Below are 13,679 nucleotides of genomic sequence, written 5' to 3' on the forward strand. Positions count from 1 at the left end.
TTCAGTGACAGACATTCTTTGGCTTATCGTCTGTTCTGGCTTGGTTTTCCTCATGCAGCCCGGATTCATGTGCTTAGAATCGGGGCTGACGAGATCGAAGAACAGCATCAACGTCGCTGTCAAAAATCTAGCTGATTTTGGCGTTTCAGTTGCCTTATTTTGGGCTTTTGGTTATGCCTTGATGTTTGGAGCCTCTCGTGCAGGGTGGATTGGCTCAACTGGGTTCTTCATCAACTTAGAAACCGCGCCAGAACTTGCCGCCTTTTTTTTGTTTCAAACCATGTTTTGCAGTACGGCCACGACAATTGTATCGGGAGCCGTTGCCGAACGCCTGAAATTTCAGGGCTATTTAATTGTGGCCGCGATCGCCTCGGGATTCATTTATCCTCTCTTCGGTCATTGGACTTGGAATGGTGCCGAAACGGGTATCTTTGCGGGTTGGTTGGGTAAAATCGGTTTTGTCGATTTTGCCGGCTCCACCGTCGTCCACGCGATCGGCGGCTGGATTGCCTTGGCCGTCTTAATAGTTATCGGTCCGCGCTTGGGACGCTTCCCCAAAGATCGCCCACCGCAGGAAATTCGCGGCTCTAACTTGCCCTTTTCCGTGTTAGGGGCAATGTTACTGTGGTTCGGCTGGCTGGGTTTTAATGGTGGCAGCACTCTCGCTTTAAACGCACAAGTTCCTCACATTATTATCAATACCATTGTTGCTGGAGTGGGAGGAATGTTGAGTGCGGCGGCGATCGATTGGCAACAACATCGCTTGCCGAGAGTTGAGCGTCTCGTGAATGGCTCGATCGCGGGATTAGTTGCAATTACTGCCTGCTGCCATGCCGTTTCTACCCCCATCGCCATCGTTATCGGCTGCATTGGGGCAGGAGTGATGAGTCTTTGCGTCTATGGGTTGAATCGCTGGCGCATTGACGATGCCGTCGATGCGATCGCCGTTCATGCCGGAGCCGGAGCTTGGGGAACCCTTGCCGTTGCTCTATTCGGCAATCCCGAAATCTTGGCAACAGGATTATCGCGAGGGCAGCAAATTCTCGTACAACTTCTCGGCATCGGTACGGGATTTATGTGGGCTTTTGGCTTGACTTTTATCCTGACTTATATTCTCAATCGCTTCATCCGGTTGCGCGTTTCCCCCAAAGAAGAAGAAATCGGCTTAAACGTTTCCGAACACGATGCCAAAACCGAAGTTTACGACCTCTTTCGAGTTATGGACTATCAGGCACAAACGCGAGATTTGAGCGCCCGCGTCCCTGCCAATCGCTTTACCGAAGCCGGTCGCATCGCCCATCGCTACAATCAGGTTATGGATGCAATGGAAGAAGCCGTAAGTCGCACCGATGCGATCGTGCAGACATCTACCGATGCCATTATCACGTTTAGTCCGGCAACCCTCGAAATTATCACCGCCAATCCCAGTACGGAAACAATCTTTGGCTATTCTCCTCAAGCCTTGGAGAAAATGTCCATCGGCGATCTCATTAGTTGGTCGGCAGAGAAATTGAGCGATCGCGCCGCTTTACTGGCTAAATTGCTGCATCATCAACAACAGGAAGTCGTCGGACATCGCGCCGACGGTTCGATTTTTCCCGTAGAAGCAACTCTAACTAAAGCTGACTTGGGAGAGCGATCGTTCTATACAGGAACCTTTCGCGATATTACCGAACGCAAACAAGCAGAAGAAGCTTTACGACAAAAAGAGGAAAATGAAAAATTAGCTCGAGCGCTCCTCGAACTCAAACAAACCCAAACCCAACTCATTCAAAGCGAAAAAATGTCCAGTTTGGGGCAAATGGTGGCGGGGGTCGCTCACGAAATTAACAATCCCGTCAATTTTATTTTTGGGAATTTAGTCTATGCCAAAAACTACACCCATGAGTTAGTTAATTTAATTGAACTTTACCAGCAATATTTTCCCAATCCTCCCGCAGCACTCCAAGAAGCAATTGAGGAAGTCGAATTGGATTTTCTCAAAGAAGATTTACCGAAATTGCAAGATTCTTTGCTTTTGGGAGCAGAACGCATTCGCGAGATCGTACAATCCTTGCGAACTTTCTCTCGTTTAGATGAAGCAGAAGTCAAACAGGTGAATATTCACGAAGGAATTGATAGCACTTTAAGAATTCTGCACAATCGTTTAAAAGGAGCCGTTTGGGAAACCAAAGGCAAGATTGAGAAAATTGAAGTTCGCAAAAAATATGAGTATCTCCCTCAAATTGAATGTTTTGCCGGTCAGTTAAATCAGGTGTTTATGAATTTACTGAGCAATGCGATCGATGCTTTGGAGGAATCTTGGCAAATCGGTCATTTTCATGCCTCAGAGATTCCCGAAATCATGATTACCACTGAATCGATCGATCCCGAATGGATTCGCATCAAAATTGCCGATAATGGCGTAGGAATTAAACCCGATACTCTAGACAAGCTCTTCGATCCATTTTTTACCACTAAAGATGTGGGGAAAGGAACGGGTTTGGGTCTATCTATCAGCTATCAAGTGGTTGTCGAGCGACATGGTGGCAAGATGCGGTGTAATTCCGAACCCGGTCAGGGGGCTGAATTTGTGGTAGAAATTCCCGTGCATCAAAATGGCTATCTGGCAGATGGCGATCGCTAAAGAAAGTCATTTCAGTTATCAGCTATCAGTTCCGACCGCTAAAATGGAAGGCTTGAAACCTTATTATTTTGGTTAGTGGAAAATCTTGAAAAGCGCCCTCTTTATTCTTTTGACCAAAGAATAAAGAGGGCGATCGCTTTCTATTGACGATCCCGATAAGGGGTGATTACTCTAGAATGGATTATTCAGTTTTTAGCGAAGGAGCTTAATCATGCTATCAATTGGCAGTAGCGGTGCAGAAGTTGTAGCCCTGCAAGAATTCATCAATCAACAAACCCTAACCCCCGATATGATTTCTGTTGATGGCATATTCGGGCCGGGTACTCAAGCTGCGGTGATTAACTTTCAGGCAGCAACAGGGCTCGGAGCGGATGGGATTGTCGGTCCTAATACCTACGCAACCATGTCAGCTTATGGTTTTACAGGCATCTGTTAACGATCGCACCCTTCCCTTCAGGCAATCTCATTCACTATACGCAACGATAAAAGCAAAATCATGGCTGTTATTGATGACGCGATCGCCGCTTACGAAACGGCATTAACTGCTCTAGAAAGTGCTTCTCCCAATCCCTCCTTCGAGCAAATTGTTGCCGCGTTAATCGCTCGGGACGGCGTAGAGAAAAAACGGCAAATCGATCAAGCTCCTGCGGGAGAAACCTACGCCAAATTAATTAGTTTAGACAATCGCTTGAAAGGACAAAGAGAGAATATCCTTCGCGATGGTAATCTCGAAGAATGGAAAACCAGCGTTAACGCCCTTCCTGCCCAATGGTGGTGGAATCTCAACGATCTGGATCCTTTATTCGATAAGGCGATCGATCGCTACGAACGTGCCCTCAGTGCGATTAAAGATACCAATACCCCTTCAGAAGAAGAATTACTCAATGCTCTTTTGGCTCGGGATGAAGTCGAAGATGCGATCGCCAATACTTTCCAAAACCAACCCGTCCCCGAAAAATTAGCAGCGAAACTGATCGACCTCGATCGCCAACTGAAACGCCATCGCTTGGCACTGAATGTTAATAATCAACTGTCGCAATGGAAGCGCAGTTTAAAACGCGAAAATTCTTGGTGGTGGAACCTCAAACCCGAACTTCTCGGCTCGGAAGAAGATCCGCCCTCCCCTCGAGATTGGCTGTTAACGGGACTGGCGATCGGTGCGTTGGGGGTGGCTGCTAGTTTCATCCTCAGTACGGCGCAAACCTTTTCTAAACAGGTGGAAGGCGTGCAAACCGATACAGCACAAAACCTCGCTACCATCCTACAAGTTGTCGGTTTGGGAACGGCTGGGGCTGGGGCATTAACTAAAAAAGGACAAGAAACCATTGAAAAAATGGTAACGGTATTGCGCTTGCCCTCAGAGTTACACGCCCCCGCCGCTTTGGGCATTGCTGGGGGACTGATGACCGTAACGGGATTGATTAATGCCAGTTTGCCGGCTTGGGGGAATTGGTATATTGGCCGCGGCCAAAACTTCGAGAAACAGGGAGAACTGATTAAGGCACGAGATAGTTATTTGCAAGCCAGTAAATTCGTGCGATCGGCAAAAGCTCAAGCCGAATTGACCGTCGGACTGGGGAAAATCAACGAGCGTCTCGGTCGTTTTGATAAAGCCGAACAAGAGTACGAAAAAGCGCGACTGCTGAACGATCCAACGGCCATGAATGCTCTCGGCCGCATTCTCTTGATTCAGGAGTTAAGCCGCCAAGGACAGTTGAGTTTGCCCAAAAAAGTTATTATCAATGCTGAATCTCTCTTTGGACGAGCGCAGGAAACGTTATTACTCGAACAGAGTAAGATTGAAAACCTCATTACGAACGATCCCGAAAAAGCATTGATTTATATTGATGCCAAAATCAATCAGGGGATATTGGCATGGTTTAAAGCCAAGTGGCCGCGGCAGCCCGGCTTACCTGCATTCAGTGCGGCTTCAGTGTCGGGAGTTTCCTCGGGGATTGCGCCTCAATTGACTGCACCCATTCCTCAAGGTTCTTCCGATCCGGTTCAATTCACGCGAGATAATGAAGAGAACTTTTTTAGCGCTCTCGCGAATAACAACGAAGCCGTGGCCTATTTGCAGGCTCTACGAGAGCAACATGGCGATCGCCAAGATATCGCGGCTAAAATTGACGAACTCGAAACGCGAGCGCTCTGTTTGCGGGATTCTGCTGCCCTCGTAACAATCGCTTTGGGTCTCCAGCAATATTCCCAAGAAGAATCATCGGGAACGTATCACTGTGTGGCCCCTGCGAACCCCAGTCGGTATGTTGTCTCTCCAGAAGATACTTTGATCATTCAAACCGTCAGAGATGCTCTGCCGATTACACAAGACGATCTTTACTATGCTTATCGAAACTTGATAGACGGCTATCAGCCTTAATTGAGTCTTCAAACAGAAAAGAGCGGGACATCTTAGATTGTAAGAATTTTTTAGGAACACAAAAAAATGGGATTTTTTGACAAAATTCAAGATATGGGTGAGGCTGTGGAATCCATGTTTGATGGAAATGACATTCCTCCCGAACGTCGCGGCCTTGACGGGCAATACGATCAAAGCGGTTTGGCCAAACGAGTCGCGTTAATGTGCGATAACGATCCTCTCGTGTCTCCTCTCGATACGGTGTGGGTGGCACAGATGGGCGGTACGGTAGTTTTTAAAGGAACGATTCCCGATGAAACCATGCGCCAGCATTTGATGAACTTGGCGTTTCAAACGGAAGGAACGACCGATGTGATGACCGATGAACTCTTCGTCGGTTAAGACATTCTGAAAATATGCCCCAATTCTTGGGGCATACCTTACTAGAGAGAATCTAATTTGTATTTGTAAGTAATGGCTGCGCTCAAAAATCTACCCATTCGACTCAACGATGTTGAAATCGAAAAATTTTGCGATCGCTGGAAGATCCAAGAACTTTCTTTGTTTGGTTCGGTACTGCGAGAAGATTTCCGATCCGATAGCGATATCGATCTACTGGTTGCTTTTTTGCCCAAAGCAGATTGGAGTTTGCTCGATCATGCTAAAATGCAGCAAGAATTAAAGAAACTCTTCAAACGAGAGATCGATCTTGTCAGTAAACGAGCGATCGAGCGTAGCCAAAATTGGATTCGCCGTCAAGAAATTTTAGATACTGCACGGGTAATTTATGTCAAAAAATAAAGATACTGCATCTCTTTTAGATATTACCACAGCCGCACATAAAATTCTAACCTTTAAACAAGGAATGAATAAAGAAGTTTTCTGGGAAGATGAAAAAACTCAATCTGCAATTGTTTTCCAATGATTGATTATTGGAGAAGCAGTAAAAAGACTGTCGCGAGAGTTACGAAACCAGCATCGAGAAATCCCTTGGTCTGCAATTGCGGGTATGCGAGACAATTTAATTCATAATTACGATGATATAGATTTAGATGAAGTCTGGAAAACAGCTAATACAGATATTCCGAATCTATTGGGCTTATTGGAAAATTTATCTTCTGATGAATAAATAATATTAGTATCGATCGCATTAAAAAACTAGGGAGAGAATCCCTAGTTTTCAAAATTTCAATCAGCCGTCTTGTTTAATTCAGTAAAACAGTCTCATCCGCAGGTAATTCCGTCACGTCTTCAACAACGGAAGAAATAGAAGATTGTAAAATCGGCGTTGTGACAATAGCATCATTGGCCAGATTAAACAAAGGATTGGATAAAATCCCCCCCAAACAAGTCGCGATGAGAGAGAAAACAATGCCCACTTGTAGAGGACGCATTCCCGATAAATTCCAGCGAATTTCCGGATAATTCTTCACCACTTCCGACATTTCGTGAGGTTCTTTCACAACCATCATTTTCACGACGCGGATGTAATAGTAAATGGAAACAACACTGGTAATTAAACCCAACAGAACTAAACCATATAACCCAGCTTGCCAACCCGCCCAGAATAGGTAAATTTTACCGAAGAAACCGACTAAAGGTGGAATACCTCCCAAGGAGAGCAGACAGATACTTAACACCAAGGTAATCAAGGGATCTTTTTGGTATAACCCCGCATAATCGCTAATTTGATCGGAACCCGTCCGGAGAGTAAACAGGATGACACAAGCAAATGCCCCTAAGTTCATAAACAGGTAAACAAAGAGATAGAAAACCATGCTGGAATAACCGGCATCTGTCCCCGCGATCGCACCGATCATGACAAAGCCTGCTTGGGCAATGGAGGAATAGGCCAGCATCCGTTTCATACTGGTTTGTGCTAACGCAACGGCATTTCCTAACACCATACTAAAGATGGCAAGGGCGGCAAAAATGAAATGCCACTCGGTCGTCACTGAGGCAAAAACTGTGACTAATAAACGCAAAGCTAGGGCAAATCCTGCGGCTTTTGAGCCGACAGAAAGAAACGCGACGACGGGAGTGGGGGAGCCTTCGTATACATCCGGAGTCCATTGGTGAAATGGGACTGCTGAAATTTTAAAAGCAATACCCGCGATTGAGAATACTAAAGCGATCGCTAATCCTAAAGAGACTTCGCTGCTGTCTGCCAAAACTGTTGCGATCGCATCTAAATGGGTTTCTCCTCCCGATAATCCATAGAGTAACGAAATCCCATAGAGGAAAATGGCAGAACTGGCCGCACCGATGAGTAAATACTTTAATGCGGCTTCATTGGAACGAGAATCTCGCTTGGTATATCCTGTCATCAAATAAGAGGAAATACTCAACATCTCGAGGGAGATAAAAATCATCACCAGTTCGTTAGCTCCCGAGAGAAACATCCCCCCGAGGGTCGCCGTGAGGAGAATCGCAATAAACTCTGCCAGAGACGTTCCCGATTGTTCCACGTAGCGAATGGACATGGAAATCGTGACGGCTGCTGACAGGGCAATAATCCCGCGAAAAACAATGCTTAAATTATCGGCATTAAAACTATCTAAAAAAGCAAAAGGTGTAGTCGAGTCCCATTGCAACGCGAGGGCTGCCATTGATGCCAAAAGTCCTGCGATCGCTGCATAAGGCAACCAACGCGAAGAACTGCGCCCCAAAATGAGATCCCCCACCAAAACTACCATTAGGGTTATCAGTACCAGTCCTTCGGGCAAAATCGCCCCAGTATTAAGCTGAGAGGCGACAGTACTAGAAAAGTCCATAGAATTCAATTAATCGTAAACAGTAATCCATTATTCAGTGACGATCGCTATTTTACCGTGTCTTTCGCGCCTTCTCCTATTCCCTGTTGCCTATTCTCTATTCCTCTTCTCCCGCCGATATTTTTCCCCATAACATTCCTTGAATGGACGTTTGCAAATAGGCAATTTGCCCGTAAGCATACAATAAGTTTTCAAATCTTTGGGCGGGAGAGTTAAAATATTTAAGTGACTTATAAAGACCGCGTAGCAAGCGTTCTCCTCCATTTCCCAGTTGAACGAACCCCGAACGATCGGCCAGTTGGTCGCGATAGCTTTCACTGATTCCCTGTCCCCAACTCCGCTTGAGAAACCAATTCCGCGTTACTCGCTCCGGGATGACATTGTGACCGGCGATCGCATCGGGTAAATACATTACCATCCAGCCTTTTTTAAGTGCTTTCTCTGTCATTAATAGTTCTTCGTTAGAGATTAAATTCGTTCCCACTCGCCCTAACTTGACATTAAAGCCGCCGATCGCTTCGAGAACTTCACGACGGATGGAATAATTTGCCCCGATGGGTCCGCGAGTTGGGGTTGTTATCGACAGGGGTTCGTCCCCAAAATCGTAGAGTCCCAATACCCCGGATGCTTCTTGGGAAAGCCAAGAGGGACAAGATATCCCGGGAGGCCAAATTAAGTGAGTTCTGCCCCCAGCAATGCCAAGTTTTTCATTATTTTGATAAGCCTCACAAATGGCACGAAGCCAACCGGGAGATGCCACCGCATCATCATCGAGATAAGCGAGGATCTCTCCTTTGGCTTCTTTAAGTCCTCGATTACGGGCGGATGATAAGCCTAATTTGGGTTCGTAAATATATTTGAAACGAGGATCGGAGAGTCTTTCTGTGGCGATCGCTTTCGTGCGATCGGTAGAGCGGTTATCGACTAAAATCAACTCAAATTCAGGGAAATCTTGAGCAAGGACGCTATCGATCGCCGCCCCCACATAACCATCTCGATTGTAAGTACAAATAATGGCAGAAATTGAAGGGGTTAACATCGGTAAAAGTGGGGAAGACGGAGAATATATTCAATATTAGCCTAATTTCCGATTGATTAATCCTCGATCTCTACCATTGCCAATTGCAAATTGATATAAGATAGAAGCGATCGCATTTTGGAAAAAAGAGACCATGCCGGAAATATCTGAAGCTGGATTGCAATTGCGAGAACTTCAAAATCGCCTGCGAACTCATGCCGCAACAATCGATCTCTTTGACCGAGATGATTATGATATTTTGGTCGTTCCCTCCCTCAGTATCGACCAGCGACAATTGGGTAAAATCCCCGGATTTCTTCATTATGAAGAACGCCTCTTATTTTCCCTCATTCGCCTTCGCAATCCTCATGTCCGTCTAATTTATGTTACAGCACAACCGCTTTCTCCGGCAATTATCGATTATTATTTACAATTATTACCCGGCATTCCTTTTTCTCATGCTCGCGCTCGTTTATTGCTTCTTTCTACCTATGATTCATCTTTAAAACCTTTATCAAAAAAGATTTTAGAACGTCCGCGACTGATCGAACGCATTCGCAAAGCTATGCGCTTGGATCGGTCTTATATGGTTTGTTTTAATTCTTCTCTATTAGAACAAGAATTGTCTCTGAAATTAGGGATTCCGCTTTTAGCTTCTTGTCCGGATTTACTATATTGGGGATCGAAAAGTGGCAGCCGAGAAATTTTTAAAAATGCCGGAGTTTCTCATCCTGATGGCTGCTTATCTGTAGAAAATGAGGAAGATTTACTGACAAAAGCGGCGGAGTTATGGCAGAGAAAGCCTTCTCTTAAACGCATAGTGATTAAACTAAACGAGGGCTTTTCTGGAGAAGGGAATGCGCTGTTAAATTTAAAATATATTGCCGATGCTTCTCCAGAAAAAATAGGATTCAAACAAGCACGAGAAGCTTTACGCGATCGCTTACCGCATCTCAGCTTTCAAGCGAGTGACGAAACATGGACAAACTTCTCCAGTCGCCTGCCAGAATTGGGCGCAATTGTTGAAGAATATATCGAAGGGGAAGAAAAGCGATCGCCTAGTTTTCAAGGCTATATTACCCCATCGGGAAACATCGAAATCCTCTCAACCCACGATCAAATTCTTGGCGGTCCCGACGGACAGATTTATTTAGGCTGTCGTTTTCCTGCCGATGCTATTTATCGCTTGCAACTGCAAGAGCTAGGCGTTAAAATCGGGAAGATTTTAGCTGCAAAAGGAGCGATGGAACGATACGGGGTGGATTTTGTCGCCGTCAGACAGCGCGATCGCGATCCGGAATGGAAAATCTATGCTATAGAAATCAATCTACGGAAAGGAGGCACGACTCATCCTTTTATGACCCTTAAATTATTAACAAATGGGAAATATCAGAAAAATACTGGACTCTTTCACAGCCAAGATCGAGAAAAATATTATGTTGCTTCGGATAACCTACAAAAATCTAATTATCAAGGCTTGCTACCCGGAGATTTAATGGATATTATCACCCGTCATCGCTTGCATTTCGATAGTAGCACGAAGACGGGAACGATATTTCATTTAATGGGTGCCTTATCGGAATTTGGTAAGTTAGGATTAACCAGTATTGGTAATTCTTTTGAAGAGGCTGAGGCGATCTATAATCAGGTTGAAACAGTCCTCGATACAGAAACAAAAACGAACTATTCTGACTTACCGACGACACCTCCTTTACCGATTACATGGTATGGAAGTCACTAGATCCTTATACAATTCACGGTTTTTAATTTGTAATGCGCTCTTTTGTTGAAGAATTTCGCGATCGCCTCGTTGATATTTTTACTACTCCCTTTTTTCGAGGTGATTCTCAACTCAATCTTTGGTCTGTCGTTCAACTATTTTTAGCGTCGTGTGTTGTTTTCTTTTGCGTGCGTTTATTACGCCGATTGTTAAAGGCAAGATTACTCAAACGTTTAAAAGTAGATGAAAGCAATCGAGAAGCGATCGCTACATTGATTAGTTATGGTTTTGGCTGTTTGGCATTTGTTGTTCTGTTGCAAGGAGTGGGTTTTCGATTTGAATCTCTTGCGGTGATTGTTGGTAGTTTTGGGGTTGGGATTGGTTTTGGTTTACAAGACTTTACGAAAAATTCTGTGAGTGGTTTAACTTTATTATTAGAACGGAAAGTTAAAGTCGGAGATTTTATCGAATTCGACCAGCTTTCCGGATATGTAAAAACGATTTCCTTGCGATCGATGGTCATTCGCACGCGAGAAGGAGGAGATGTTATCGTTCCCAATAGTCAATTAGTGGAAAATCGCGTTCTCAATTGGAATTATGAGGATGCTTTAGCACGCATTCACATTCCCGTTGGTGTTGCTTATAATAGCGATCCGGTGTTGGTGACGGAAGCATTGTTAAATGCAGCTTACAATGAGCCAAATGTTCTGCACGAACCTTCCCCTCACGTTATATTTAAAGGGTTTGGAGATAATGCTTTAGATTTTGAATTGCGGGTATGGGTACGGGGTTACGATCGCGAACCTTATGTCAAAAGTACGTTGAATTTTTTAATCGAAGATAGTTTGCGATATCAAAATATTGAGATTCCTTTTCCGCAACGAGATTTATGGTTGCGAAATCCTCAAGTTCTTTCTCCCGTCATTCATCCTTCTCAATCTTTGCGATCGGATGAAGAAGGAAATCTGATTCAATCTCCTCCCAAATCTTTCTCGATTCGAGATTTATTGAAACAGGTTGTCTATTTTCAAGGATTTAGCGATCTAGAATTGCGAGAATTTATTGAAATTGGCTATCGCAAGCGATTGCATCCAGAAGATGTCCTCTTTGAAGAAGGAGATCCCGGAGATGCGTTTTACATTATTTTATCCGGTTCTGTGGATGTTTATGCGAGGAAAATCGACAAGCATTTAGCAACTTTGGGAACTGGGAAGTTTTTTGGCGAACTGTCTTTAATGTTAGGAATTCCTCGCACGGCGGCAGTGATTGCGAAGGAAGAAACTATTTTATTTGCCATTAATAATAAGGGCTTTAAAAAACTCCTGCGTGAAAATGCTGCGTTAACTGAAGTCATTGTTAAAGAATTAAGTAAACATCAACAAGAATTATCCGATCGCAGAAAACAATTGCAAGAAATGGGGCTTGATGAACCCGATGAAGATAAAAATATTGTCAAGTGGGTTCGCAATCGAGTTAAGAAACTCTTTGGATTGTAATCGTTATTTAGCGATCGTAAAATCAAAGAAAACTAAAGATGAAAAAATTTGTTTTCCTGAAAATTGGCCAAGGCGATTTTGAGCGCGGGTTTGCAGCTACTCTTAAAATTGCTTCTCCCGATCGCGCTTCTTTCCTAGATGTTGAAATTGACTGTCAATTACCTCCCAATTTACAGGTAAAGGAAATATATGAAACTTGGTTCAATACCTATCAAGTTATTCCTACTCTCTGCGAAACGAATAGAGAAACCGATCTGCTTCTCAAGGCACTTGCTAAAGAATGTTACAATCTTGCTAAAACATTAAAATATCAGGTCAGAACTTGGCTCAGTTCTAGCGAGAACCTTAAATTTCACCGATTACGAGAAACACTCTGTAAATATTTAGACCCCAGCGACGAAATTTTTGTTTTCCTGCAAACTCAAGAGGATATCTTGAAAAAACTGCCTTGGCAAGAATGGGATTTATTTAGCGATCGCTTTACCCAAGCAGAAATTGCCCTCAGTCCACCAGAAATCGAATTTATTCCTCAAGGAAAGCCACGAACCGGACAAAATACAGTTAGAATTTTATCAATTTTAGGAGACAATACACAAATTGATACTGACAAAGATAAAGAATTAATTAAAAATTTACCCCATGCCGATCCTGAATTTCTCGAAGAACCCGATCGCCAGCAATTTATTAAGAAATTGTGGGAACAAAATTGGGATATTCTCTTTTTTGCCGGTCATAGTGTTAGTAATCATGAATCGGGAGTTATCAATCTGAATTCCGAGGATGAATTATCTCTTGACGAACTGAAAAATAGTTTAAGAGAAGTTTGCGATCGCGGTTTACAATTGGCTATTTTTAACTCTTGCGATGGCCTAAAGTTAGCTGAATATTTAGCCGAACTTAATATCCCGCAAATTATTGTCATGCGCGAACCCGTATTAGATAAAGTCGCGCAATTATTTTTAAAGTATTTTCTACAGGCATATTCGAGAGGAGAAACTTTGTATTTAGCAGTACGTCAAGCGCGATCGCGATTAGAAGAAATAGCACCCGAAATTCTGGGTACAACTTGGCTACCGATTATTTATCAAAAGTCTCTGGAAATTCCTCCTACATGGCAAGAAATCGTACACGGCACTTCTCCTCCATCCTTTCAGGAAGTCGCTAGCATTACCGATCGCTATTATCTTGCTGATGGATTTCCCTACAAAACCGGAATTCCTTTCCTAACCAATGCGGCTGAATTTATGGCCAATTTTTCAGAAAATACGGCGATGCGCTACGGACTTAAAGTCGCTTTTAGTCCCAAATTAGATAATTCTTATTTTATCAGTGGTGGTAGTGAATCTTTGAAAATCTGGGAAATAGAGACTTGGAAAAATAAACAAACAATATCTATGCCCGATATTGTCGATCTTTGGTTTACTTCGGTTGCAATTTATCCCAGTTCTCAACTATTTGCAGCCTGCAAACATTATAAAATTATGCTTTGGCGATTAGGAGAAGAACAAGCAATTTTTACATTCTCAAAAACTCCTTTTGCTAACTTTTTTGATATTTCTGGCTTTGATGCCTTAGAATTTAGTCCAGATGGTAAAATTCTGGCTGCCAATGATAACCAAGAGATAATATTCTGGGGTCTACCGAACTTAGTATGTAAAACTAAGTTGAGAAAAGTGTATCTAAGCC

12 protein-coding genes are annotated in these 13,679 nt (G+C 43.7%); 10 read left to right on the plus strand and 2 right to left on the minus strand.

Annotated features, from left to right (window positions below; genetic code table 11):
* Window positions 1–4 precede the first annotated feature (4 nt).
* From amt to AC6RV6_RS19575, 7 genes are all read left to right on the plus strand, one after another.
* Window positions 5–2,626 carry an ammonium transporter gene (gene amt / locus AC6RV6_RS19545; protein WP_500242556.1) on the plus strand — a complete coding sequence of 874 codons (2,622 nt, stop codon included), beginning with the start codon at window positions 5–7 and terminating at the stop codon, window positions 2,624–2,626.
* A 211-nt stretch (window positions 2,627–2,837) separates the two neighbouring features.
* Entirely contained in the window at window positions 2,838–3,062 is a 225-nt protein-coding gene (locus tag AC6RV6_RS19550) for a peptidoglycan-binding domain-containing protein (protein ID WP_500242557.1), read from the plus strand.
* Between the two features lie 60 nt (window positions 3,063–3,122).
* Window positions 3,123–5,006 (plus strand): tetratricopeptide repeat protein, encoded by a 1,884-nt coding sequence (locus AC6RV6_RS19555; protein ID WP_500242558.1) that lies wholly within the window; start codon window positions 3,123–3,125, stop codon window positions 5,004–5,006.
* A 66-nt stretch (window positions 5,007–5,072) separates the two neighbouring features.
* Window positions 5,073–5,387, plus strand: coding sequence for a hypothetical protein (locus AC6RV6_RS19560; protein ID WP_500242559.1), 315 nt, complete (start codon window positions 5,073–5,075; stop codon window positions 5,385–5,387).
* A 72-nt stretch (window positions 5,388–5,459) separates the two neighbouring features.
* Window positions 5,460–5,786, plus strand: coding sequence for a nucleotidyltransferase family protein (locus AC6RV6_RS19565; RefSeq protein WP_500242560.1), 327 nt, complete (start codon window positions 5,460–5,462; stop codon window positions 5,784–5,786).
* Entirely contained in the window at window positions 5,773–5,910 is a 138-nt protein-coding gene (locus tag AC6RV6_RS19570) for a ribonuclease HepT family protein (RefSeq protein WP_500242561.1), read from the plus strand. Before AC6RV6_RS19565 ends, AC6RV6_RS19570 begins: the two co-directional genes overlap by 14 nt.
* Window positions 5,911–6,114, plus strand: a complete 204-nt coding sequence (locus tag AC6RV6_RS19575; protein ID WP_500242562.1) for a HepT-like ribonuclease domain-containing protein — start codon at window positions 5,911–5,913, stop codon at window positions 6,112–6,114.
* 76 nt (window positions 6,115–6,190) lie between these two features.
* On the opposite strand, the gene AC6RV6_RS19580 is transcribed toward AC6RV6_RS19575, so the two are convergent.
* A complete protein-coding gene (locus AC6RV6_RS19580) occupies window positions 6,191–7,759 on the minus strand; it encodes an NAD(P)H-quinone oxidoreductase subunit N (RefSeq protein ID WP_500242563.1) in 1,569 nt (522 codons plus the stop codon).
* A 97-nt stretch (window positions 7,760–7,856) separates the two neighbouring features.
* Entirely contained in the window at window positions 7,857–8,798 is a 942-nt protein-coding gene (locus tag AC6RV6_RS19585) for a glycosyltransferase family 2 protein (RefSeq protein WP_500242564.1), read from the minus strand.
* Window positions 8,799–8,931: 133 nt separating this feature from the next.
* On the opposite strand from AC6RV6_RS19585, the gene AC6RV6_RS19590 reads away from it, so the two are divergent.
* The 3 genes from AC6RV6_RS19590 to AC6RV6_RS19600 form a co-directional block, all read left to right on the plus strand.
* Window positions 8,932–10,518, plus strand: a complete 1,587-nt coding sequence (locus AC6RV6_RS19590) for a peptide ligase PGM1-related protein (protein ID WP_500242565.1) — start codon at window positions 8,932–8,934, stop codon at window positions 10,516–10,518.
* 32 nt (window positions 10,519–10,550) lie between these two features.
* The gene (locus AC6RV6_RS19595; RefSeq protein ID WP_500242566.1) at window positions 10,551–11,993 is read left to right on the plus strand and encodes a cyclic nucleotide-binding domain-containing protein; all 1,443 of its coding nucleotides are present in this window, start codon (window positions 10,551–10,553) and stop codon (window positions 11,991–11,993) included.
* Window positions 11,994–12,031: 38 nt separating this feature from the next.
* Window positions 12,032–13,679 (plus strand): CHAT domain-containing protein (locus tag AC6RV6_RS19600; protein WP_500242567.1); only part of this gene is annotated, 1,648 nt, incomplete at its 3' end.

It is taken from the genome of Spirulina sp. LEGE 11439 (assembly GCF_059821285.1).

What these genes read in the sequence shown, in the direction of transcription:
- AC6RV6_RS19585 (WP_500242564.1), bottom strand. Translation starts at nt 8,798, where the DNA reads ATGTTAACCCCTTCAATTTCTGCCATTATTTGTACTTACAATCGAGAT.
- AC6RV6_RS19595 (WP_500242566.1), top strand. Translation starts at nt 10,551, where the DNA reads ATGCGCTCTTTTGTTGAAGAATTTCGCGATCGCCTCGTTGATATTTTT.
- AC6RV6_RS19550 (WP_500242557.1), top strand. Translation starts at nt 2,838, where the DNA reads ATGCTATCAATTGGCAGTAGCGGTGCAGAAGTTGTAGCCCTGCAAGAA.
- AC6RV6_RS19565 (WP_500242560.1), top strand. Translation starts at nt 5,460, where the DNA reads ATGGCTGCGCTCAAAAATCTACCCATTCGACTCAACGATGTTGAAATC.
- AC6RV6_RS19590 (WP_500242565.1), top strand. Translation starts at nt 8,932, where the DNA reads ATGCCGGAAATATCTGAAGCTGGATTGCAATTGCGAGAACTTCAAAAT.
- AC6RV6_RS19555 (WP_500242558.1), top strand. Translation starts at nt 3,123, where the DNA reads ATGGCTGTTATTGATGACGCGATCGCCGCTTACGAAACGGCATTAACT.
- AC6RV6_RS19570 (WP_500242561.1), top strand. Translation starts at nt 5,773, where the DNA reads ATGTCAAAAAATAAAGATACTGCATCTCTTTTAGATATTACCACAGCC.
- AC6RV6_RS19580 (WP_500242563.1), bottom strand. Translation starts at nt 7,759, where the DNA reads ATGGACTTTTCTAGTACTGTCGCCTCTCAGCTTAATACTGGGGCGATT.
- AC6RV6_RS19560 (WP_500242559.1), top strand. Translation starts at nt 5,073, where the DNA reads ATGGGATTTTTTGACAAAATTCAAGATATGGGTGAGGCTGTGGAATCC.